The sequence below is a fragment of the Streptomyces sp. NPDC030165 genome (genome assembly GCF_055573595.1).
In genome coordinates this window covers 12476-35392 of the sequence record NZ_JBVIBD010000036.1, presented here as the reverse complement: position 1 = coordinate 35392, position 22917 = coordinate 12476, and the positions used below count along the sequence as shown (strand labels likewise).

20 protein-coding genes are annotated in these 22917 nt (G+C 69.8%); 13 read left to right on the top strand and 7 right to left on the bottom strand.

All coding sequences use genetic code 11. The features are described 5' to 3' along the window. Positions 1 to 120 precede the first annotated feature (120 nt). The 7 genes from ACZ4Z1_RS39060 to ACZ4Z1_RS39030 all read left to right on the top strand — a co-directional run bounded on the left by ACZ4Z1_RS39060 (position 121) and on the right by ACZ4Z1_RS39030 (position 7127). Entirely contained in the window at positions 121 to 414 is a 294-nt protein-coding gene (locus tag ACZ4Z1_RS39060; RefSeq protein WP_030024340.1) for a WXG100 family type VII secretion target, read from the top strand. A gap of 195 nt (positions 415 to 609) precedes the next feature. Beyond that, a complete protein-coding gene (mycP, locus tag ACZ4Z1_RS39055; RefSeq protein ID WP_468491446.1) occupies positions 610 to 1884 on the top strand; it encodes a type VII secretion-associated serine protease mycosin in 1275 nt (424 codons plus the stop codon). Beyond that, positions 1877 to 2224 (top strand): hypothetical protein, encoded by a 348-nt coding sequence (locus ACZ4Z1_RS39050; RefSeq protein WP_468491445.1) that lies wholly within the window; start codon positions 1877 to 1879, stop codon positions 2222 to 2224. Before mycP ends, ACZ4Z1_RS39050 begins: the two co-directional genes overlap by 8 nt. Before the next feature lie 49 nt (positions 2225 to 2273). Beyond that, complete coding sequence (locus tag ACZ4Z1_RS39045) at positions 2274 to 3788, top strand: hypothetical protein (protein ID WP_468491444.1); 1515 nt, start codon at positions 2274 to 2276, stop codon at positions 3786 to 3788. Between the two features lie 91 nt (positions 3789 to 3879). Next, entirely contained in the window at positions 3880 to 5223 is a 1344-nt protein-coding gene (locus ACZ4Z1_RS39040; protein ID WP_468491443.1) for a S8 family serine peptidase, read from the top strand. A 470-nt stretch (positions 5224 to 5693) separates the two neighbouring features. Next, complete coding sequence (locus ACZ4Z1_RS39035) at positions 5694 to 6011, top strand: hypothetical protein (protein ID WP_468491442.1); 318 nt, start codon at positions 5694 to 5696, stop codon at positions 6009 to 6011. 30 nt (positions 6012 to 6041) lie between these two features. After that, positions 6042 to 7127, top strand: coding sequence for a WXG100-like domain-containing protein (locus ACZ4Z1_RS39030; RefSeq protein WP_468491441.1), 1086 nt, complete (start codon positions 6042 to 6044; stop codon positions 7125 to 7127). A 50-nt stretch (positions 7128 to 7177) separates the two neighbouring features. Here the strand turns inward: ACZ4Z1_RS39030 and ACZ4Z1_RS39025 are convergent, their stop codons facing one another. Both ACZ4Z1_RS39025 and ACZ4Z1_RS39020 read right to left on the bottom strand, forming a co-directional pair. Beyond that, positions 7178 to 8170 (bottom strand): WXG100-like domain-containing protein, encoded by a 993-nt coding sequence (locus ACZ4Z1_RS39025; protein WP_468491440.1) that lies wholly within the window; start codon positions 8168 to 8170, stop codon positions 7178 to 7180. 303 nt (positions 8171 to 8473) lie between these two features. After that, positions 8474 to 8818, bottom strand: coding sequence for a WXG100 family type VII secretion target (locus tag ACZ4Z1_RS39020; protein ID WP_468491439.1), 345 nt, complete (start codon positions 8816 to 8818; stop codon positions 8474 to 8476). Between the two features lie 424 nt (positions 8819 to 9242). On the opposite strand from ACZ4Z1_RS39020, the gene ACZ4Z1_RS39015 reads away from it, so the two are divergent. From ACZ4Z1_RS39015 to ACZ4Z1_RS39000, 4 genes are all read left to right on the top strand, one after another. Beyond that, positions 9243 to 9938, top strand: a complete 696-nt coding sequence (locus ACZ4Z1_RS39015) for a hypothetical protein (protein WP_468491438.1) — start codon at positions 9243 to 9245, stop codon at positions 9936 to 9938. Positions 9939 to 10006: 68 nt separating this feature from the next. After that, positions 10007 to 10690, top strand: a complete 684-nt coding sequence (locus tag ACZ4Z1_RS39010) for a hypothetical protein (RefSeq protein ID WP_468491437.1) — start codon at positions 10007 to 10009, stop codon at positions 10688 to 10690. A gap of 158 nt (positions 10691 to 10848) precedes the next feature. Further along, on the top strand, positions 10849 to 11487 hold the full coding sequence (locus ACZ4Z1_RS39005; protein WP_468491466.1) for a hypothetical protein: 639 nt from the start codon (positions 10849 to 10851) through the stop codon (positions 11485 to 11487). After that, positions 11484 to 11939 carry a hypothetical protein gene (locus tag ACZ4Z1_RS39000; protein WP_468491464.1) on the top strand — a complete coding sequence of 152 codons (456 nt, stop codon included), beginning with the start codon at positions 11484 to 11486 and terminating at the stop codon, positions 11937 to 11939. The genes ACZ4Z1_RS39005 and ACZ4Z1_RS39000 overlap by 4 nt, the downstream gene beginning before the upstream one ends. A 71-nt stretch (positions 11940 to 12010) precedes the next feature. On the opposite strand, the gene ACZ4Z1_RS38995 is transcribed toward ACZ4Z1_RS39000, so the two are convergent. The 4 genes from ACZ4Z1_RS38995 to ACZ4Z1_RS38980 all read right to left on the bottom strand — a co-directional run bounded on the left by ACZ4Z1_RS38995 (position 12011) and on the right by ACZ4Z1_RS38980 (position 17084). Continuing rightward, positions 12011 to 12181, bottom strand: a complete 171-nt coding sequence (locus tag ACZ4Z1_RS38995) for a hypothetical protein (RefSeq protein WP_468491436.1) — start codon at positions 12179 to 12181, stop codon at positions 12011 to 12013. Positions 12182 to 12459: 278 nt separating this feature from the next. Beyond that, complete coding sequence (locus ACZ4Z1_RS38990) at positions 12460 to 14727, bottom strand: ATP-binding protein (protein ID WP_468491435.1); 2268 nt, start codon at positions 14725 to 14727, stop codon at positions 12460 to 12462. A 236-nt stretch (positions 14728 to 14963) separates the two neighbouring features. After that, entirely contained in the window at positions 14964 to 16286 is a 1323-nt protein-coding gene (locus tag ACZ4Z1_RS38985; RefSeq protein ID WP_468491434.1) for a hypothetical protein, read from the bottom strand. A 375-nt stretch (positions 16287 to 16661) separates the two neighbouring features. Then, entirely contained in the window at positions 16662 to 17084 is a 423-nt protein-coding gene (locus tag ACZ4Z1_RS38980) for a hypothetical protein (protein ID WP_468491433.1), read from the bottom strand. A gap of 280 nt (positions 17085 to 17364) precedes the next feature. Between ACZ4Z1_RS38980 and ACZ4Z1_RS38975 the strand changes: the two genes are divergently transcribed. Next, a complete protein-coding gene (locus ACZ4Z1_RS38975; protein ID WP_468491432.1) occupies positions 17365 to 17673 on the top strand; it encodes a hypothetical protein in 309 nt (102 codons plus the stop codon). Further along, a complete protein-coding gene (locus ACZ4Z1_RS38970; RefSeq protein WP_468491431.1) occupies positions 17670 to 18536 on the top strand; it encodes a WXG100 family type VII secretion target in 867 nt (288 codons plus the stop codon). The genes ACZ4Z1_RS38975 and ACZ4Z1_RS38970 overlap by 4 nt, the downstream gene beginning before the upstream one ends. A 160-nt stretch (positions 18537 to 18696) precedes the next feature. Here the strand turns inward: ACZ4Z1_RS38970 and eccCa are convergent, their stop codons facing one another. After that, entirely contained in the window at positions 18697 to 22653 is a 3957-nt protein-coding gene (gene eccCa, locus ACZ4Z1_RS38965) for a type VII secretion protein EccCa (protein ID WP_468491430.1), read from the bottom strand. Between the last annotated feature and the right edge of the window lie 264 nt (positions 22654 to 22917).

Genomic DNA, 22917 nt, shown 5'->3' with positions numbered 1-22917 from the left:
ACCCCGCGGCGCGCCCACTTCGCCGCAGCACGCACCGGCCCACCGCCCCGGCGGACCATGGGCCGGCCCGCCTGCTGCGGCATGTGAATCGATCTCAGCTCAACTCCCCGAGGAGACTTCATGTCCGGCCAGATCCTCGTCAATTTCGCGACGATCTCCCAGGCCGCCTCCGACGTGCGCGGAACGGCCAACAACATCCGTACCCAGCTCGACGACCTCGAGTCGGGTGTCAAGAAGATCGCGGCCAGCTGGGAAGGTGCCGCGCAGGAGGGCTACCAGGCCCGCCAGCGCGAGTGGGACCAGCGCGCGGCTTCCCTGCACTCGACCCTGGAAGCCATCGCCAAGGCCCTGGACCAGGCCGCTCAGAACTACCAGAGCACCGAGTCCAAGAACGCCAGCATCTGGGGCGGCTGACCCGGCACCGTCCACCGACGGGAACGGACACAGCACAACGGCTGAGCAGCCACGAAGGCTCGCACAGTGGTGAATGAGGGCGGGCGCGCTGCACCAGTGCGCTCGCCCTCACGCAGTCCACCCACTTCTTCACCGCCTCCCCGGTTCCTCCCCCTCACCTTCCCGAATCCGCCACACACGGAGAGCAGACACCTCGTGGGATCTCGCGCCAATGGTCACCGAGCCGGCCACCGCCGACGCACGGCGGTAGCACTGGCCGGTGCTGCTTCGGCCGTCGCACTGTCCTGCGCCACGGCCGCACCGGCGATCGCGGACCCGAACGTGCCCCTGAACAGTGGCCAGTGCACGTTCGGCACCGACGACATCAAAGAGACCCCCTGGTCGCTGCAGCGCCTGCTCACCCGGCAGATGTGGGCCCACGGAGAGGGCGCCGGCGTCAAGGTCGCCGTCATCGACACCGGCGTCGACTCCGGCAACGAACAGCTGCGCGGCGCCATCAGCGGCGGCAAGAGCTACGTCGAGAAGGGCAAACCCACCGAGGACCAGGTCGGCCACGGCACCAAGGTCGCGGGCATCATCGCCGCCCGCCCGAAATCCGGCTCCGGCTTCTACGGCCTCGCCCCCAAGGCCACGATCATCCCCTTCCAGCAGACGGACAAGGAAAAGGGCGGCACGGCCGCCAGCCTGGCCAAGGCGATAGACGACGCGGTCGCCGCGGGCGCCGACGTCATCAACATCTCCCAGGGCACCAACGCCGACCCCGCCCTCCTGGGCAGCCTGCGCGCCGCGGTCACCCGCGCCGAGGCCAAGGACGTCCTGATCGTCGCCTCCGCCGGCAACGGCGGCGCGAGCGGCGCCGAACAGAGCATGTACCCGGCCGCCTTCGAGAACTCCAACGTCCTGGCCGTCGGCGCCTCCGACCGCAACAACGAACGCGCCCCCTTCTCCCAGGCCGGCGCCTTCGTCGACATCGCCGCCCCCGGCGTGGACATGGTCTCCACCGTCCCCAACGGCGGCAACTGCGTCGACCAGGGCACCAGCTTCGCCGCCCCGTACGCCGCCGGCGCCGCGGCCCTCCTGATCGGCCGCAACAAGGCCGAGCACCAGACGTGGAAGCCGCGCGAGATCATCTGGCACCTGGAGAAGACCGCCGAACGCGTCCGCAAGAACCGCGACCACAACATCGGCTGGGGCGTCGTCGACCCCGTAGCGGCCCTCAACGACACAACCAAGCCGACCGGCGAACCCAAACCGGACACCGACTCCGGCGCAGCCGACACCGGCGCCAACATCCAGCCGGCCGTCCTCACCATCGGCGAATCCACCGAGGAACGACAGGCCCGCATTGCCATCTACATCATCGGCGGCGGCGCCCTAGCCGTCGCCACGGTCGTCGGCACCTCGATCGCCATGCGCGACTGGCGCCGCAAGACCGGCTACAACTCGAACGGGGAGGCCAATCATGGCTAACGATTCCTACCGCGTTGATCTTGACCGGTTGGACGAAGTGGTGAAGAAGCTCAGAACTGTCCTCAAGGACATGCAGGGAGCCTCCGGCAAGGCGAAGAGTGGGACTCACCTGCCGGAGGGAGCGTTGGGGAAGGGGTTTTCGGAGGAGACTGAACTCCGTAACACCCACAACGAAATGAAGACGTACATCGAGACGAAGGTCCTCAAGAACCTTGAGGATCTGATCGACGACCTGACGAACAAGACGTCCAAGACTCACGGCGCCTACCAGGACCGTGAGCAGGACACAAGCAACGCGATGCGGCAGGGCCAGTCCGCCGGCGCGAACAAGTATTCCTGAGCGATGACCATGGACACGGGGATGTCCGAGAAGAAGAGGGGACAGGGCCATGGGTAGCTACGCGAATTCGAAGTACACGCCGAAGGACAAGTGCTACGCGATCGAGAACTCGACGAAGTTCCACGAGCACGACTTCGAAAGCCTGAAAGCCATGGTGGCCAATGCCAAGCCCGAAGAGGTCGCGGGCGTCGGCCATGCCTGGGAACAGGTACACAACCGTCTCGTCAGCGACAACGGCGGCGGGATCAAAGCCTTTTTCGACAAGGCCATCAACGAGGTGCTGGAGCACTGGGAAGGCGACGCTGCGAAGGCGTTCCGGGACCGTGCTGACAAGATCAGCAAGAGCATCGACCACGGCGCTCAGTACGCCAAGCATGTCGGTGAGGGAATGAAGCGCTCAAGTGAGGCGCTAAGCGAGTATAAGAAGCACCTCGATGGGATGGAGTGGCCGAGCTGGGGCAACCGCGCCTGGGACTGGGCCACGGACAGCGTCGGTCGCGACGATTCGAAGGCCAATTCGCAGCTGTCGAGTGGTAAGAGCGCCGCGCAGGTCGTCGAGGACAACGAAGACGACCTTTCCGCCGGCAAGGAAGCACAGCTCAAGGCCGCGGCGACCATGGAGTACCTGGGCGCTGCATACCGTACGAACGCCGCAGCGATCGGCAGGCTGCCCGGCCGGTCGGATGAAAATTCCACCGAGGTTCCGCCGCCGAACGTCGGCCCCGCCGTTCCTCCTGTACTGCCGCTGCCTGCAGCTGTTGCGAAGAAGCCCAAGCCGCTCGTGGGCGGACCGGGAGGCTCTTTGGGGAAGGGCCCTGGTTTCTCCTCCGATGGACTCAAGGCCCCTAAGACGGACGGTATTCACGGTGGCGTGGGATCCGTACAGCCGGGCAAGGGCGGTATGCCCTCCAACATCGGTACCGGCCTCGACAGTTTCAACCCGCCCAGCACTTCGGGTCCGGGGGGCGGCCTGGCCGGCACCGGTCCCGGCGGTGGCTCTGGCCTGGGAACACCCTCCGGCGGTGGCGGACACCTCAACGGTGGGCCCGGAGGCGGCGGACACCTGGGCGGCGGTCCGGGTATGCCCGGGATCGCCGGTGGCGGTAAGGCCGGTGGTACTTCCGGCGGCAAGTCCACCAGCCGCATCGGGGGAACTGGTCCGACCGGCGGCTCCGGAAACACCGGTGCGCGCAGCGGGCGTCCGGGGATGCCTGGCATGGGCGGTGCGGCAGGTGCCGGCGCCGGGGCACGCGGCGGAGGCGCCGCGGCAGGTCGCGGCGGTGGGCTGGCCCGGCAGAAGGGCGGCGTGGTCGGCAGCACCAGCGGCAGCAAGACCGGTGGCGGAGCCCAGGGCGGCTCGGGTCTGCACCGCAGCCGCGGTGGTGCGCAGGCAGGCACCGGAGCAAGCGGCCGCCGCCCGATGGGCATGGCGGGTGCTCCGGGTGCACACGGCGCCAAGGGCACGGACGACAAGGGCCAGAACGGACAGCGCCCTGACTACCTCGTCGAGGACGAGGAGACCTGGACGCCGGAGCGTAATGTGGCGCCCAAGGTCATCGAGTAGGGACCAGTCGGTCTGACAGCCGGCGAAGACGAGACGGGGCCCGCAGTCCTCGGGCTGTGGGCCCCGTCCTGTTTCAGGAGAGGTGTACGGCATGAGCTTCACGCGGACGCTGCGTGCGGTGGGCGGCGCGGTCTTGGCGGGAGCGCTGGTCATCGGCACCGCACCGGCTGCTTCGGCGGACTACATCAGGGACGGGCAGTGGGCGCTCGGCGCGTTCGGGCTTGACAAGGTACGACAGCAATCCACGGGTAAGAACGTGACCGTGGCAGTTATCGACAGTGGAGTCGACGCAACCCATCCCGACCTGAAGGGAAATGTTCTGCCGGGGAAGAGCTTCACCCGCGAGGGCGGGACCGGAGACCACCCGACCCAGGATGACCACGGCACTGCGATGGCGGCGCTGATCGCCGGTCACGGGCACGGTGCCAATGGTTCTGCTGGAATCATGGGCCTGGCGCCGGGCGTGAAGATTCTTCCAGTCATGACGGACAGCCCTGAAACCGCCGTGACGACCCGAGGTTTCGCGGAGCCGCTCCGGTATGCGGTTGACCAAGGAGCCAAGGTCGTCAACATGTCGTTCGGTGCGGGCACCATCGACCCCGACGAGAATAAGGCGATCAGCTACGCCCTGGAGAAGGACGTACTGCTCGTTGCCGCGACAGGAAACGCCGGCACTTCCTCACCTCAGTACCCCGCAGCTGCCCCGGGGGTGCTGGCGGTTGGTGCAGTGGCCAAGGACGGACAGGTATGGCGCAATTCGAACTACGGTGAGCACACCCGGCTCCTGGCGCCAGGCGAAGGTATTTACTCGGCTGGTCTTGATGGGAAGTACCGGCAGGCGGACGGTACATCCGATTCCGCTGCCTATGTGTCTGCCGCCGCCGCGCTCGTCCGTTCCAAGTTCCCGAATCTCACCGCCGGTCAGGTTGCCAATCGGCTGACGAAGACCGCTATCACCCCCGACGGTAAGTCGGACATCAGCACGCCGAGCCCCAAGTACGGGTACGGCACCATCCGTCCGTACCGTGCGCTCACCCAGGACATTCCGGCCGGGTCCAAGTACGGTCCGCTCAAGGCCCCGGAAGTTACGGATTCGGCGTCTGCCGGGAATGACGGTGCCACTGCCGGCAAGGCCGGTGAGCAGAAGGCAAGTGGCAGCAGCGGTTTGGGGGTTCCTCCGATCGTCATTATCGGGCTGGTGCTGGTTCTGCTGGTGGCGGCTCTGGTGGTTGTCATTGTCATGGTGCGGCGTAAGAAGAACAACGGTGGACCGCCGCCGGGTGGCCCTGGTGGTTACGGAGGGCCCGGGAGTAACGCCGGCTTTCCGCCGCACCAGGCTGGGCCGTACCAGCAGCAGCCGAATCCCTACGGGCAGCAGCCCAACGCCTACGGTTCCTACCCGCCGGCGCCGCCTGCTCAGCCTCCGGGGCAGTAGCCGCATAGTGTGATTGGAGAAGGGGCCCGCAGCTTGCTGCGGGCCCCTTCTATGTGTGTGGGTGCGGAGGGAGCGGGGTGGCGGCGGCGCGGTGTCAGCGGCATGCACGGTGTTCACTCGGATGAGTTGTGATCGATTTTGATTAGAGTGAGGATTGTTTGTTGAGGGTTGGGGGCTGTGGGGGAGTGGTTTTGTGGGTGGGTGGTTGGAATTTGTTCGCGTGGGTGGGGGGCGAGAGGGGCGCGGTAAAGGTTTCTTCGGATTGTCTGGGCGGTGGGGTGTCGGGGTGTTGGGTCGCGTGTGCGAGTGGGGTGGATGAGGGGAGATTGTGGGTTGGGTGTTTGCTGCGCTTTCGGTGGGATGGAAGGCTCGCGGCACTCAATTCGGCGGGCGAGTTCGGTCGCTGATTCCTGCGATGGTTGATTGTTCGAGTGGGGGTTTGTGTGGTGGGTGAGGCATTTGATGTTGATTTGGATGGGATCAGGTTGCAGGGGAGGGAGTTCGTCGATATCGGGGCGGAGTTCGGGGCTGCTTCGAAGCGGTTGCAGGACACATTGAAGGGGCTGGGGAAGCCATGGGCGGGCGCTGAGTTCGCGGAGGTGTTCGCCATGGTTTACGAGCCGGTCCGGGACGGCATGTTCGAGTCCATGGATTCGCTCGGGAAGCGGATGGAGGGAATGGGGGAGAAGCTCCAGGAGATGGCGCGGAGGTACGAGACGGCTGAAGGTGCGGCGGGGCGGTTCGTCGGTCAGGTGTCGGGTTCGTACTCGTCCCCTTGGGGACCGTGATGGGGGCGAGTACCAGGGGAGGTGCGGGGCGTGGCGCTGACGCTGCCTGGTGAGGTCGTGTGGGTGCTCGATCTGCTCGGGTACAACTGGCCCGAGGCGGACGAGGACAAGCTCATGGAGTGCGGGCAGGCCTGGCTGGAGTTCGCGGCCCAGGTCGGGCGTACCGACGGGCGGGGCGGATCAGCAGTACGGGAGGTCGTCAGCGGCAATTCGGGCGAGGCGGTGAGCCGCTTCACGGGGGAGTGGAAGGACTTCTCGGGCGGGCCGGGTTCCTACCTGACCGATGCGCAGATCGCGGCCAATGTGATCGGTATTGCTTTCGAGGTGGCGGCGGCCGCGGTGTTCGCCGCGAAGGCCGAAGTCATCGTGCAGCTCGTTGTCCTGGCCGTCGAACTCATCGCGGCACAGGCTGCCGCGCCGTTCACATTCGGGCTGTCGGAGGTGGGCGCGCTGGGGGTGACCCAAGCCACGCGGCTCGTCGTGCGACGGCTCTTGGACACGCTGAAGCGGGAGGTCGCCGAAGCGGTCACCAAGGCGATGGCGGACGCCGCCGAGAAGGGCGTCAAGGAGATCGCCTCGGACGTAGTGAAGAACCAGGTCAAGGACTTCGCGACGGACTATGCGAGGAAGACGGTCAGGGACATCGTCGTCGACCCCGCCAAGGAGGTCGCCACCAACATCGTGACCGGGGCTGGGCAGAACATCGTTCAGCAGGGCATCGAGAGCCATTTCGGTGCTCGTGCCGGGATTGATGTGGGGGACACGGTGGATGGCGCCAAGAAGGAATTCGGCAAGCAGTTCGGCACGGTCCAGGGTGGGGAATTCACGGCCGGTGAGTACGTCGTCGGCACGCCGAGTGGCCCGGGGGAGAGGGAAGGGGGTTTGGCCGGCCTCCTCGACCCTGCCACTCATCGCGACCGTCTGCTCGACGGCGCGACGGAGGCGGGGGCCAGTGCCGCGGCGGGGAGGGCGCGGGAGGCCGTTGAGAGAGGGAGAGGAGGTGGGGGCGGGAGGGAAGAAGCAAGTGGAAGTGGAAGCGGAAGCGGTGGTGGAGGTGGAGGTGGGAGTGAGAGGAGGGCTGGCGGTGCCGAGGATGTTCGTGCTGTTTTTGGGTGAGGGGTGGTGAGGGGGTGAGGGGCTGAAGGTCCGGGGCCTGCTCCCGGGCCTCACCCGAACACGGCTTGTACCGAATCCCTCGCGCCGTCGGTGACGCTCTGGTGGCGGGTCGCGGCGCCGCCTGTGCGGTTGTCCGTGTGTTTCTGGGCCGCGTCGAGGCCGCGGTTGGTGAGGTCTTGCCTGGCATGGTCGACGTACGTCTGGGGGTCGGCCAGGCTCTGGGCGCCTTCCTTGAGGCCGTCGGCGTATTCGCCGGCCTTTTCCTTGCCGATGTCGGCGGTTTCGCCCCAGTCCATGCCGTCGCGGGCGCCGAAGTGGTGCTCGATGCCCTGCTGGGCAATGTTCTGCCCCATTTCTGTGGCGGCTTCGGTGGCTTTCGCCTTGCCGTCCTCGACGACCTTGTCCTGGACGGTCTCCTTGACCGTGTCCTTGACCGTCTTCTTGGCGTAGTCCATCGCCAGTTGCCGGGCTTCCTTGGAAACCGCCTTCTTGGCGAGCTTCTTGATGGCGTCCATCGTCGCGTGTTCCATGGTCTTGGTGGCGGCCTGTACGACCTCCTGCTTGATCTTGTTCAGGATCTCGCGGACGGCGACGCGGGTGATTTGTGTTGCGCCCGCCGCGCCCGCTTCGGACAGCCCGAAGGTGAAGGGGGCGGCGGCTTGTGCGGCGATGAGTTCCACCGCGAGGACGACGAGCTGGGCGATGATCGCGATCTTGCCGGTGAGTACGGCGATGGCCGCCGCGTCGAAAGCCAGTGCGATGGTCTCGGCCGCGATCTGGGCGTCACGCAGATAGTGGTCGGAACCCGAGCTGCCGGAAAAGGCGCCCCATTCCTTGTGGAATCCGTCGACGGCTTCGCCGGTGTTCGCCGCGGCCACCTCGTTGGCCGCCGACGTGCCCTGCGAGGCCGCCTGTTCGACCTGGGCGGCGAAGTTCCGCCAGGTCTCGGCGCACTTGAAGAGCGCGTCCTCGTCGGCCTGCGGCCAGTCGTAGCCGAGAAGTCCGAGGACCCAGGCGACCTCGCTCGGCAGTGTCAGTGACACAGTGATCGTCCCCCGTGCGGTTGCAGCCGTGTGCGGCTGGAGTGATCGTGATCGTGGTGTTGGTGCTGCTCAGAGGCATGAGAGGCGTGAGAGGCATGAGCAGCGTGGGCGGAATGGGTGCGGGTGAGAGCGGGAGTGGAGGGTGGGGGACGGGCAGGTGCCTGTCGGCTGCCGGGGCGGTGGGGCGTACGGATGGAACGTACGGGCCAGGTCGCGTGTCAGCGGGCCGTACGGTGACGAGCGGCGAGCACGGACGGTCGTACGGCGGGACGCGCTGACGGCCGTACGAGTGGGCCGTGCGCCTCAGACCGCGGGGCGGGGGACCGAGCTGACGACGTGGACGCCCTGCTCGTCGGAGGCCGTGTAGGTGCGGGCCATGCCCTGGAGTTTGTCGCCGATGTCCTCAAGGCGTTCGCCCAGCGAATCCATGGAGGTGAACATGCCGTCGCGGATCGGGGTGTAGATGACGTCGAAGGCGGCGCCGAAGTCGGCGTCCTCCCAGGGCTTTCCGAAGCCCTCCAGGTCGTCCTTGAGTTTCTTGGCCGCCTTGCCGAACTCCGTGCCGATGTTCATGAACGCGTGACCCTGTGTGCGCAGCACCTCAGGGTCTACGTCGAATGCCTTGTCCGCCACCACGGCCCCCGTCATTGCCCTGTCATTCGTGCTTGGCGTGTTTGACCCTCGACACGTCCAGCGTGACCACTTTATGTGTCCTTAACGCAGGCATGTCAAGGCGGGTCCTCGCGGGCGGCTGCCGGGTCGGCGGCCCGCGCCCGGCAGCGGACAGTGGCGGTGAAATGGGTTTCAACGGGGCGTCGCTGACGGGCCGTTGAGGTATATGCGTGGAGTGATTCCGCTCGAATGCGGATCGAATTCGGGGGGATTGACCGTGCTGGGTGTTGGCGGTGGCCGGAATGCGGGGCGGGAGGGGAGTGGTGCGGAAGGGGAAAGAGGTGGTTAAGTTTCGGTACCTGCCCGGTCAAGAGGCCGCGCGCCACGGGTGGTGCGCGTTCCCGCGCCGTACGGCTGCCGGGCAGGGCCGGCACTGTCCCCACAGCAACGCGGTCCCTCCATGCCAACGCAGCCCTTCATACGCACGCGCCCGTCGGCCGTGCGTACGCGCTCGTCGGCCCGGCTGCCGTCCTCGGCGGGCAGGGTCGTGGGCGCCGGTCTCGTCCTCGCCGGGCTGTTCTTCGGCGGGATGACCGCCAAGGACATGGGGTACGCGAACGGCCACCGGGGTGACGCGGGCACGCTCACCGTCCAGGAGTGCCGTACGCAGTTCGACCGTGCCGGGTCGTCCCGCCACCGGCACGCCCGTCCCGTCGTCACCTGCACCGGTACCTTCCGGGACGACCGGGCCGGCACCGCGGCCGAGGATGAGACGGCCGAGGATCAGACGGTAGAGGGCGCGACGGTTGAGAGTGCGGCGGGCGAAGACACGACGGTCGAAGGTGCGACGGTCGAGACCGGAGCCAAGTTCGAGCCGGGCAAGCAGTTGGCAGTCCAGAAAACGGACCACAAGTTCGTCATGATCGACGAGCAGTGGTTCTGGCGAAGCCTGGCGGTCGTCTGCGTCTCGGTGTGCGCGCTCGTGGCGGGCGTGTTCTGCCTGCTCACCGGGTTCGGTACGCGTCGAGGCCCGGGTTTCCGGGACGCCTGGCGGCGGGTTCCCGGCGGCATCGCGGTCCGTGCCGTACTGGCCGGGTTCGGCGGCCTGGCCGCCCTCGGGGCCGGTGCGGCGCTGCTCGTCGACGGGATCGTCTGATGCCGCCGCCGGTAGCGCACCGTACGCCCCTCGCGTCACTTCGCTCTCTGAGCCGGATCCTGGCGACGGTGACCGGTCACCGCGACGCGGCCCGGTATGTGGTGGGGCGGGCCGTCGGCCTCGTCCTGGTGGCACTGGGGGTGATGGTTTGTGTGATCTCGGTCGGGCAGACGGTGCTCGCCACCGGATCCACGGGCACTCACGGGGCGTACACCGTCGAGGAGTGCCACGAGCGCCACGCGGCCGTCGGCAGCGGCCGTCACGGCAGCCGGACGGTCACCTGTACGGGCACCTTCCGGGCAGACCGGGGCGGCGAGGAGGCTCATCGGGGCGGCGAGGACGCCCATTGGGACGGCGAGGACGCCCCTCAGAAAAGCGGGGAGCCTCATCGGAGCAGCACCGTCAGCAGCGACGGCCTTGGTGATGTCAATTCTTTTGGAACGTTCCACCCCGACACGGTGTACCCGCCGGGTACCCGTGTCCCCGTACAGAGCGGTGACGGCGGAACGTACGTGGTCTTCGGTCGGGAGCAGGTGTGGGGCGATGTCGCCGGAGTGTTCGTGTCGCTGCCGATGCTCGCGGCGGGCGCTTTCTGCCTGCTGACCGGCTTCGGCGCTCGCTGGGGACGGTCGTTCGGCGACAGCTGGGACGGGCTGCCCGGCGGGGCGGTGCTGCGGCCGCTGCTGCTGTCCGTCACCGGGGTGGGCATCCTTGGTGCAGCCGTCTTTCTCTTTTTGCAGCATTACGGGTGACGCTGCGGACCGCCTGGCCGGCCGGGCGGGTGCGTCCGGGCCGTAGGCTCGGCACATCGCGGAAGCACGCACACCCCGTACGCGTGGCATGTCCGGCATGCCGATGCGTGCATCGTTCGTCCTGCACCTTCGCACGCCCCTGGAAAGGATCGCTGACCATGGCAGCACAGTCGGAACACACCAGGTCAGGCGCGTCCCATGCATCCGGTGTGGGCGACGCGCCGGGTGTGACGGACGGGGTGAAGCGCGGTCTGGGGCGGCTGATCGGCGTGGGCGTTGTGCTGGCCGCGCTGCTGCTGATCGCGGTCGGCGTCTACGTGGGCCCGTACTCGGTGTGGGTGGACGGCAGCCCCGGCAAGATCACCGTGGAGGCGTGCGCCACGGACTACCACTACGCGAACAAGCAGCACTCGGGGAACCGGACGCGCGACATCCAGTGCTACGGCACATTCCGGTCGGACGACGGCAGGACGAAGGACCTGAACGCCAGTGTCGACTCCTGGCACCGCTTCAAGGAGGGCGACCTGATCGAGGTACGCCAGGTCGGCCGCTCCAGCTACGTCCAGCACAGCTGGAACCGGCTGGCCAACGGGGTGCTGTGCCTCTGCGGCGGACTGGTCGTCCTCGTCCTGGGCGTGCTCTGCACGGTGACCGGCTACCGCTTCCGAGGCGCCCCGACCTTCGACGACGCGTGGCGCTCGGTCGGCCCGGGCGTGCTGCGGACGCTGATGGTCGGGCTGATGGCCGCGGGGCTGATCGGCGCGGTGCTGTCGGGCGCGGTGCTCTTCTTCACATAGCGCCGACCGGGAGCGCCGACCGGGAGCGGAGCCGGGATCCCGAAGCGCGGGGAGCAGGGGCCGGGAGGCCAGGGGGCCAGGAGAAGGCCGAGGGATGCGAACGCGGTCGTACGGGCCCGAACAGCCGTCCCGTACCATTCCCGCTCATGGACGCACCCGCCGACGCCGACGAACAGCCCCTGCCCGCACGCCGCGTGCACCTGACTCCTCGTCAGGCCCGGCGGGTGCGGATCGTCCTGGCCTCCGCGCTGATGGCCGCGATGGCGGCCGTGCTGGTGGTCCGCCTCGCGAGCCGCACGTCGGTCCTGGTCGTCGGGGTGTACGGCGCCGCGCTGATCCTGTGCGGGATCGTGATCGAGCTGAGCCGCAACGGGCGTACGCGGCTGGGCAGCTGGCTGCTCGGCCTGGGACTGGCGGCGGCGCTCGCCGCGGACTGGCTGCTGCTGCCCTGAGCGGCGGGCCCGCACCCTTCCACGCGGGCCCGCCGCCCCGGCCGACGCTCAGGTCAGGCCCCGGCCGACGCTCAGATCAGCCCGGGCTGCATCTGCTCGACGCTCAGGGACCACCGGTTCTCGTCGCTGTCCAGGGACCACGCGTCGATGGCGACCAGATGTTCCTGGAAGGCGGCGACCGCCGTTCCCGCCGCGCGCGGGTCCATGCCCCGCATCCGCTGCCGGGTGGCCGTCAGCAGCATCAAGGGGCCTCAGGAACGCCACGAGGGAGGCGTTGACGAACCCGGCCGCCGCCCGAGGACGGCTGGACGCCCACACCGCGCCGAACAGCGCCTGGTTCTCCTCCGGTGCCGTGCACTGCACGCTGATCAGGCAGGCGCCGGCCGTACCGATGCGGACATGGCCCGCCAGCTTGCCGAGCGTCACGTCCCGTACGGCTCGGCCCGCGGCACGCTGCCGGGCGACGGAACCGGCAGCCGGTGCGGTCGCGGCGGCTGCTGCTGTCCCGGGAGCTGGTGCATCATTTCGGTATGGCGGTGCCGGACGAGGCGGGGGCCGGTGTGGCGTCCGTGACGGCGGTACCGGACGCGGCGGTGGCCGACGTGCCATCCGCGACGTCGGGAGCCGGTACGGGCGCGGGCAGCGGGAGCTGCAGCGCCTTGACGCCGCGCTCCGTGGCGACGACCAGGACACCCTCGGGCGAGAGGTCGGCGTCCGTGAAGGGGATGTCGCTGACCAGGGCGGCCACCACCTCCTCGCGCTGCCGGTCCCACACCCGGACGCAGTCCGTGCCCCGGCTCAGCGTGAGCGGCGTCGCTGCCCGCACGTCCTCCGTGGGGCGCAGGACCTGCGCCGGATCGGCGTCCACGAGCCCGGGGCCCAGCAGCTGGTGCACGAGCACGGCGGAACCGCCCGCCCCCTCGGTCCCGGTCCCGGCCCCGGCGGGGACCGTACGGGATCCTGGGGTGCCTTCGGGAACGACGAAAGCGGCGACCGGCAGCGCGGCGGCGCCTGACGTACCCGCACCGCCCTGGTCCGCACCGGCCGCGTCCGCGTCCCCGGCGGCCGGGGCCTGCGGCAGGCTGCCGACCGTCACGCCGGTGACGCCGGGCAGCGGCACGCTCCACAGCGTGCGCCACGGCAGGCCGAGGCCGAGCGCGTGCACCGCGTCCGCGTACGGTCCGAGGCCGTCCTCCACGAAGGCCGTCTCCAGGAGCGCCGCACGCATGGCGACGGACGCCTGGGTCCGGATGAGCAGCGGGGCCGTCCGCAGGTACGTACGGGCGGGAGCGCCCAGGGACTCGTACGGCACGGCCTCGATCGCCGTACGCAGCGACACCGGGTCGGCGTGCGCGAACAGGCCCGGGTCGGTGAGCAGTTGCGGAAGCAGGCCGGCGGCCAGTGTGTGCGCGGCGAGGCGGTCGCGTACGTACGGGTCGGCGCGGGACCAGTCCTGCTGCGGTACGGCCTCCAGGAGCGCCATGGCGATGCGGGTCTGCGCGTCGCGCGGGTCGGCCAGCCCGGCACGTACCGCGTCCGCGACACCGGGGTGTACCAGGCGCAGCAGCTTACGGGCGGCGGCACCGGTGCTACCGGTGCCACCGGTGTCTTCGGAGGCCGAGGCCGGGGTCGAAGCCGAGGTCGAAGCCGCATCGGCAGCCGGCACCGGGCCCGCACCAGGACCCGAACCCGAACCACCCCCCGAACCCGGTGCCTCCCCGGCCCCCGGCTCAGCAACCGGTTCCACGAACGGCCCCGCCAGCAGCATCCCGTCCGCGATCTCCCCGGTCGTGTCGCGCCCGGCGACGGCGGACGCCAGCGGTCCCCACAGCCCGAGAGGCAGCCCGTCCCCTTCGGCGAGCGCCAGCGGTGCCAGCATCAGGCGCAGCGTCTGCGGATCGGCACCCAGCCGCCGTGCGTGCAGGTCGAGCGCCTCGTCCACGCTGCCCGGCAGGTGCGTCGGGTCGGCCGGGTCGAAGCCTTCCGGCCGCATGAGGACGCACCGCACCGCGAGCTGCGCGGTCAGCCGGCTGCCGTCGGCGCGCTCCGCGACGGCCTCGGCGAGCGCCCGGCGCGCCCCGGCGTCTTCGGTGTACGGCAGCGCCGGCGCACCGGCCCCCGGGTCGAGCGACGTCTCCACCTGGCGGACCAGCCCCTCGGGGTCGGCCCAGCGCGGCTCGTCGAGGTCGATGATCTGCCCGTGGCCGGACGGCAGTGACGCGATGACCTCGGCGGCCAGTGCGCGCGGCACGTCGGCGAGGAGCTGGACCGTGCCGGTCTCGGCGAGCGGCTTGAGCACGTCCCGCACGAGGCGGGCGGGTTCGTCGGCGGCCCGCACCGGACCGGCCCGGTCGACGTCCGGGACGACGACCGTCACCGGGGCGGCGGCAGCGGCGAGTTCGGGGACGATGTCAGCGCGGCGGGTGGCTTTGAGACCGAAGTGGCCGGCGATGGTCCACAGGACCTGGTCGGCGGTGCGGCCCTGAGGGGCCGGCACGGCGGGCGCGGGCAGGTCGGGCGGTACGGTCGTCGGATCCAGGTCGTCCAGCGGCAGGCGCTTGCGATGCTCCGGGTCGCACAGCATGAGGAAGCCGGCCACCAGGTGCGAACGCCCGCTGCCGGGGCTCCCGGTGACCACGACGACCCGGGGCGCGCCGGGCCACTGCATACGCCATGCGGCCAGCGCACGCAGGACGGCGGTACGGCCGCCGATGTACGGGTGCGGCGTGTAACCCCCCGTACTGCCGTGCTCCTCGTCCGAGGCGTGCATGAATTCCTCGTCCCCCATGAGTCCTTCGCCCTCCACCGTCGCGGATCGCCGCGTGTGCGTGCCGGCCGACCTGCCGTGCTGACCGTGCTGTTCCCGATGCCCGCGCGGTGAGCGCCGCCTGCCCGCACTCCCGCGCTGCCCGAACTCCTGCTCCGTTCCTCGATTCCCGTGCTGCGTTCCTCGACGTTCTTCGACTCCGGGCCGATCCTACGATCCGCCACTGACACCGGCGCCGCTGCCCGTCGAGGCCCAGGTCAGCCCGCGGGTGGCGGGCCGAAACCGCCCTGCGGCGGCGGATGCCCGCCGGGCACCGGGGTACCACCGGGGCCCGGACCCGGGTGTCCACCGTGCGCCTGGAACCCGCCCGGCGCCGGATATCCCGGAGGCCCTGGAGGCACCTGATGCCCCGGAGGCCCGTGATATCCACCGGGCCCCGGAACGCCCGGCGCCAGCCCTCTGACAGGCCCGTACGCGGGTGCGCCCACGGGCCCCGGCGCGTAGTGCCCCGGCGCACCAGGAACCGCGAACCCCGGCGCCCCCGGCATACCCGGCCCGGTCATCCCGGGCACCGCCGACTGGACCGGCACCCCGCGCCGCCCCATCAGCACCAGAACCACCACCGAACCCACCAGTTCCACCAGCATCTGCACCCGGCCCAGCAGCGCGCCGCCCGGCGCGGCGTCGCCCAGCTCGAAGAGCGTTCCGGTACGGAGCGAGCCGCACAGGGCCAGGAAGGCGACCGGCAGCAGGACCAGCGCCGGTCCGAGGGCGAAGCCACGGGCGGAGACCCGGCGGGTGGCGGCCAGCAGCGCGCCGGCCGCGCACAGCGGCAGGAAGGTGAGCCAAGCCCAGCCGGGTGCCATGCCCAGCATGGCCGTCAGCACGCCGCGCCCGGTGAACAGAACGTCCAGCGGCGCTCCGTACCCGCTGCCGAGGGACTGCACCAGCGCGTAGCAGATCCAGATCACCCACAGGAGCGTGAGCGCGCCCAGCACGATCGCGGTCACGGGGCCGGCCGGTCCGGCGGGGCGCACCGGAGGCAGACCGGGCGCCGCGCCGGGCCGCGGCCAGGCACGGATGCCGGCCGGCAGCACGACGGCCGCGACGAGGGTCAGCGGCACCAGCAGGCCCGCGGAGAGGAAGACCGCCATGAGGGTGGAGTCGTCGATGTCGCCCGCGCCGAGGAACCAGCGGTTGGTCGAGGTGTGGCTGCCGGTGCTGACGACGGCCTGCACCCGCAGGGAGAGCGTCAGCGCCGTCGCCACCGCGAGCAGGCCGCCGGCCGTCCGCCGACCGGCGAACGCGGCCCCCACGGCGGCGCCTTGGAGCAGGGCCAGGCCGACCTCGTACGGAGTCGTGACCGGATAGGCGGCCGCCGGAGCGCCGCCGGGACCGGAAGCGCCACCGGAACCGCCGGAAACGGGAGACGCGCCGCCCGTCCACACATCCCACATGACGCCCGGGCCGAGCGTCACAAGATCATGGCCCAGCCAGTACAGGGTGTACAGGAGGAAAAGCAGGCACAAGGTGCCCGCCGTGATCCGCGCGCCCTTACCGAGCACCCGAATATGTGGCATTTTGCTCCGCTCTCTCCCGCGTGCGCTTCTCCGGCACGCGATCGCGCACGAGAGCAATGCCGGTCGAGATCACCTCAGGGGCCGGCAGGCACCATCCAGAAACGATCACGTACCGGCGAATGCGATCAAGCGTCGGCCGGAAAGAGCGGACAAGCGGGAAAATATGGTGTCGATTCAGGTCCCGAGACGCGTCGGATACCCATCAGGTCTCACGCCGCGTTTCGGAACCGAGGAGTTTGCGGCACCGAAGGATGCCGGCGGTCACGGCGACGGTGTCGAAGGCGTCGGCCGTTACGGCGACGGCACCGGAGGCACCGACATCCCGCGGCCCCGTAGGCGCCGGAGAAGGCCCGTACCGAGCCGCACCCCGCAGAATCAGTGCCGGTGGCCCGTGCCGCCGCCCCGCCGCGGCCCCGTCACCAGGGCGCCCGAGGGGCCGTCGCGCTCGGCGCGCTCCCGGTCCTCCTGCTCCTCCTGCTCCTTCTGCCACTTCGCGAACTGCTCGCGGGAGGCCTCCCGCTCGGCCTGCGTCTGGTTCTCCGCCGCCCGCCGCATCTCGTTCATACGGTCGCCGATGGCGCCCATGTACTCCTCGGACTGGATGGCGTCCTTCATGCCGATCCGCCCGGAGAGCACCTCCTGGGCCATCTCCTGGAGCTTTCCGCCGACCTTGGGGTTGGTGGCCAGTGTCTGCAGGGCCTTGCGCAGCCGGTGCGCCTGCTCGGGATCCTGGGCGACGTCCATCAGATCCTCGTCCTGGATCTGCCGCTCATTGCCCATGCCGCTCATACCGCTCATGTCTTCTGCCCCCGGTGAACTCGGTGGTACAGCAACCGCGTGTGCTGCACCGGCGTCATGAGTCTAATGACGGATCGGAACCGCTCGTCAAGGAGGGTTGTTGGCATTGCGGGATATTGGTCCCTTTTCCCGCTCCGCGATGCCGTCCCGCCGCTTCGGACGCGGCAGTCGGCCGCTATCCGGGTGTGCTAGACCTGGGGTCTTGTCCGTCATGCCGTCGGTGCTTTCGAGCGCGTCATTCGAGCTGCGCCAATCAATTCGGGGAGAACGGGGAGAAAAGATGTCAGACGAGGTCCGGATCAGTACCGAGGAGCTGCACAAGCTCGGTACCAAGTTCGAGATATCCGCGGACGACCTGGGCCGTCAGCTGACCGCTTTCAGACGGCGCAGTGACGCCGAGGCGCTGCGCGACGGGTTCGGCTCGCGCGAGGCGGCCCGGCCGTACCTGGAGGTGTACGAACAGGCCGAGCGCGCCCTGGAACAGCTGCGGGAGCGGCTGGCGGAGGTCGCCGGCGGCATCAGGGAGACGGCCGTGACGACGGACGCGGCCGAGGAAGAACTCGTCAAGACGATCCGGGGTGTCCAGTGACCGAGCAGCGCAACCCCCACGCCCTGCACGAGGCGGCGGCCGGCTGGCGGGACATGGGCCGGCATCTGGACGGCCTGGTACGGGACCTGGACCGGCACGTGGGCAAGGCGGCGGCCGCCAACTGGCACGGCCCCGCGGGCGAGGCGTTCGCGGCGGAGTGGCATCAGCTCAAGCGGTCCGTCGACGAGACGCTGCCGGCGTTCGAACTCGCCGCCGCCGACCTGGAGAACGCCGCCTTCCAGGACGCCTCCCAGGACAAGGGGGCGCACGCGGGCGCGGGTTCCGGCGCGCACGACTCCGCACCGGCCGCCTCCCAGAATGACGGCTCGCAGTCGTCCGGTACGCAGACCGCGTACGGCTTCATGGCCCTGGGCCAGCTCGCGACGTCGCTGGGCGGCGTCTTCCGGGGCAAGGGCGGCAAGGGCGGCCAGGGACAGCGGCCCCCGCTGACCGAGCGGTGGGAGACTTCCAGCGCGCCTCAGGGACCCGACCCCTTCGGACCGCCGCGGGCCACCGACACGAAGAACGCACGGGGCGGCGCGGGCGTGGCCAGGGGCGTGCGTACGGGAGAGGCCGCGGCCGCGGGGGACGCCTCCGGGGAGACGCCCATGGCACCGGCCAGGAAGGCCGGCGCCGCGCCCTCCACCGGCGCGACGGCCCCGGGCCCGGAGAAGGCGACCCCAGGCCCAGGCCCCGAGAAGGCCGCCGCCGAGAAGCCGTCCGCCACCGAGGACCAGCCCGGCACCGAGAACAAGAACGACAAGGGGGACAAGGACAAGAACGCCCAGGGCGCCAAGGGCAAGGACGACGAGGACACCAGGTCCCCGTCCCCGAACGTCCGCCGCCACGGCGCCTTCGGCTGAGGCCCGGCCCCTCACCCGTAACTCCCTCCGAAATGGCGGTGGGGCGCCCCTCCCGAAGGAGAAGCGCCCCACCGCCTTCCGCCTGCCCGTACGGCGGCTGCCCGTGCGGCGTCCGTCCGTACGGCACCGGAGAGGCGCCGTACGAATCCGTACGGACCCGTCAGCCGCTGTGCGCCGGCAGCCACCCCGTCTGCACCAGCTGCGCACCGCGCTTGCGCGTGATGAAGTGCGCACGTCCCGGCGTCAGGCTGGTCGCCTTGATGTTGCCCATCAGCGGGCCCTCGCCCGGGTCGCCCGACAGGATCAGGCCCTGGGCGCCGAGTTCCTTCGTCCGCTGCATCACGGGCTCGAAGGAGGACCGTCCGGCCCCCGAGGAGCTGCGCGCCAGGATCAGGCGCAGGCCCAGGTCACGGGCGAACGGCAGGTACTCCAGCAGCGGCTGCAGCGGGTTGCCGCTGCTGGTCGCCACCAGGTCGTAGTCGTCCACGATCACGAACGCGTCCGGCAGGTCGTACCAGCTGCGGTTGCGCAGCTGCTCCGGCGTGACGTCCGGGCCCGGCATACGGCGGCCCAGCGAACCGGCCAGTCCGGTGATGACCTCCTGGAGCTGCGGTCCCGCGGCACAGTACTTGTACATGTGGCTCTCGGGGATCTCGCCGAGCAGCGCGCGCCGGTAGTCGGAGACCACCATGAGCGCCTTGTCCGACGGGTAGCGCTCCGCGATCTGCTTGGCGATCAGGCGCAGCAGCGAGGACTTGCCGGACTCGCTCTCGCCGTAGATGACCAGCAGCGGGTCGGTCTCGAAGTCGATGAACGCCGGCGACAGCGTGGTCTCGTCGACACCGATCGCGATGCCGTGCTCCGGGTAGTCGCTGCCCTTGGGCAGGTCGCTCGCCGGGAGCAGCGTCGGCAGCATCCGCACCTTCGGGGCGGGCTCGCCCTGCCAGTGCTCCTTGACGGTGGCCACCAGGTGCGCCATGCCGTCGCTGAGGCTCTCCGCCTCCTGGACGCCGTCGATACGGGGCAGCGCCGCCAGGTAGTCCAGCTTCTCCGGGGACAGACCGCGGCCGGGGCGGCCCATCGGCACGTTCTCCGCGCGCTTGCGGTCGAACTCCGACTCCATCGGGTCGCCGAGCCGCAGCTCGACGCGGTTCAGGAGCTGGTCGCGCAGCGCGGGGCGTACCTCGGTGTAGCGGGAGGCGCCGAGGATCAGGTGGATGCCGAAGCCCAGACCGCGGCTGGCGATGTCCAGTATGACCGGGTCGAGCTGTTCGTAGTCGGTCTTGAAGGTGCCCCAGCCGTCGATGACGAGGAAGACATCGCCCCACTTCTGGTCCGGGAACGAGCCGGCGGCGCGCCGCTGGCGGTAGGTGCCCATGGAGTCGATGGAGTTGGCGCGGAAGAACTCCTCGCGCTCGTTGAGGATGCCGACGACCTCGGCGACCGTACGGCGGACCTTCTCCGCGTCCAGCCGGGAGGCGACACCGCCGACGTGCGGCAGTCCCTCCATGGCCAGCATGCCGCCGCCACCGAAGTCGAGGCAGTAGAACTGCACCTCGGACGGGGTGTGGGTGAGCGCGAAGCCCGCCATGGCGGAACGGATCAGCGTCGACTTGCCGGACTGCGGACCACCGACGACCAAGCCGTGACCGGCGCCCGCGGAGAAGTCCAGGTACATCACGTCACGCCGCTGCTCGAACGGCTTGTCCACGAGCGCGACCGGCACGACCAGCTTGCCGAGCGCCGTGTACTCCGGGGCGTGCACGCCCCGCTCGGGCGTGACGGCGAGCGCCGGGAGCAGCTGGTTGACGGTGGGCGACTCGTCCAGCGGCGGCAGCCACACCTGGTGCGCCGGCGGGCCCTGGCCCTGCATCCGCTGGACGATGACGTCCAGGACCGTGTCGGCCAGCGCGTCGTCCTGCTGCTGGGTGAGCGACGGCTCCTCGGCGATGATCTCCTCGACGATCGGCGCCAGCACCGGCGACGCCGTGAACGGCACCGGCATCCGGTTCGTACGGCCGCCACCGCCGCCACCGCCGGCCCCGGGACCGCGGTACGGGCCCGACACGTACGCGGCCTTGAACTGCACCATCGTCTCGGTGTCGTACTTCAGGATGCCGGAACCCGGCACGTTGGGCAGGTGGTACGCGTCCGGCACACCGATCGCCGTACGCGACTCGGCGGCGGAGAAGGTCCGCAGACCCAGCCGGTAGGACAGGAACGTGTCCAGGCCGCGCAGCTTGCCCTCTTCGAGGCGCTGCGAGGCGAGCAGCATGTGCACACCCATCGAACGGCCGATCCGGCCGATCTGGATGAACATGTCGATGAAGTCCGGCTTGGCGGTCAGCAGCTCGGAGAACTCGTCGAGCACCATCACCAGCGAGGGCAGCGGGTCCAGCGGGGCGCCGGCGGCACGTGCCTTCTCGTAGTCGGTGATGTTGGCGTAGTTGCCCGCCGAGCGCAGCAGCTCCTGGCGGCGCTGCAGTTCACCGGTGATCGAGTCGCGCATGCGGTCGATCAGGCTGACGTCGTCGGCCAGGTTGGTGATGACCGCGGCGACGTGCGGCATGTCGGACATGCCGGTGAAGGTGGCGCCACCCTTGAAGTCCGCGAGGATGAAGTTCAGCGTCTCCGAGGAGTGGGTGACCGCGAGGGCGAGCACCAGCGTGCGCAGCACCTCGGACTTGCCGGAACCGGTCGCGCCGACGCACAGGCCGTGCGGGCCCATGCCCTCCTGCGAGGCCTCCTTGATGTCGAGCATGACGGGCTGGCCGTCCTTGTCGACACCGATCGGTACCCGCAGCCGCTCGTGCAGCGTGCGCGGGCGCCAGGTGCGCGAGACGTCCACCGAACCGGCGTCGCCGATGTTCATCAGATCCGTGAAGTCCAGGTTGGACAGCAGCGGCTCCTCGCCGTCGGCGCCCGAACCGGCCCGCAGCGGTGCGAGCTGGCGGGCCAGCGACTCCGCCTCGGAGACCGACAGGGTGTCCACGACGCCGTTGTAGACCGCGCCGCCCGCCGACTCCAGCACCAGCTTGCCCGGCCACACCTGGACGGCCAGGCCGCCCCGGATCTCGTCCAGGTCGCCCGGTACGACCTCCAGGATCGTCACGCCCTGCAGGCCCTCGGCCCCGGCGATCACCGAGTCCATCGGCACTTCGCCGGCGTCCAGCACGATCACCACGTGCGGGGTGTCGGTGACCGGGGTGCCCTGCGGGTTGAAGCGGCCGCGGCCCTCCAGCTCCTCGGCGAGCAGCTCCTCGATCTCACCGAGGTCGCCGACGACCAGCCGGCGGGTGCCGGCGCCGTCGGTGGTCTTGTCCTGTACGTGGGGCAGCCACTTGGTCCACTCCCACTCGGCCTGCGCGCCCGGCGCGGCCACCACGGCGACGACCAGGTCCTCCGGCGAGTGCAGGGTGCACAGCTGCGCGAGGATGGCGCGCGCGGACCCGTACACGGTGTCCGGGTCGCCGGAGACCGTCAGGTGGTAGAAGGCGCGCAGCGAGACCGCGAGCGGCAGCGAGTCCAGATGCCCGTGTTTGTCGAGGAACTCCTTCATCGCGTGTGCGGTGAGCGGTTCCAGTTCGTCGACCGGTGCGGTCTCCGGTGCCTTCAGGGGAGTGGCCAGCTGCTGCGGCCCCAGTCCCATACGCACCTGTGCGAAGTCGGGGTCGGACGCCCGGCGTTCCCACACCCGTTTGCCTTCGGCGACGATCGACCACAATTGGCCCGGATCGGGGTGGATGAATAGCTGCGCGTCGCGCTGTTTGCGCGCGGTGCGCCGCACTTCCTTTCGCTTCTGCGCCAGGTATTTGAGGTAATCCTGGCGCTCCTGGAGCATTTGCCCGGAAGGCCCTTGGCGGGCCTTGACGATCTGGACAATAGCCATCGCGAGGGTGGAAACCACCATCACGCCGCCCATGATCTTCATGAACGGCTGGGTGCCCATGAACAGGAAACCCGCCGAACCTGCCATGCCCATCATCGGCATGAGGTTCATCAGCATGTTGTCCTCGCCCTCGCGAGGCAGCTCCGGCGGAGCTTCGAGCGTCAACTCCTCACCGGGGATATCAGGTGGAAGCGCGCGGGGCGGGCGCTTGACGATGACAACGCTCACCGAGGCATCAGTCCTTCATGCATCTCGCAGTCTCGGACCGCCCCCGTTGGTTCGACGGTCCCCCGGACCAAGTCCATGGCCCGACGCAGGCGTTGATCCTACTGTTAACAGTCAAGTGCTGGGGCGGGTGGGGCGGCGGCCTAATTGGGGGGTACGCTGACGCCTCGCGAGCGCGCCCAAGGCCCCGTAACGACGTCCCTTATATAAGGCACGGTGGCGGCGCCCCTATATATAAGGCACGCACGCGACAAACTGCCCAACGGA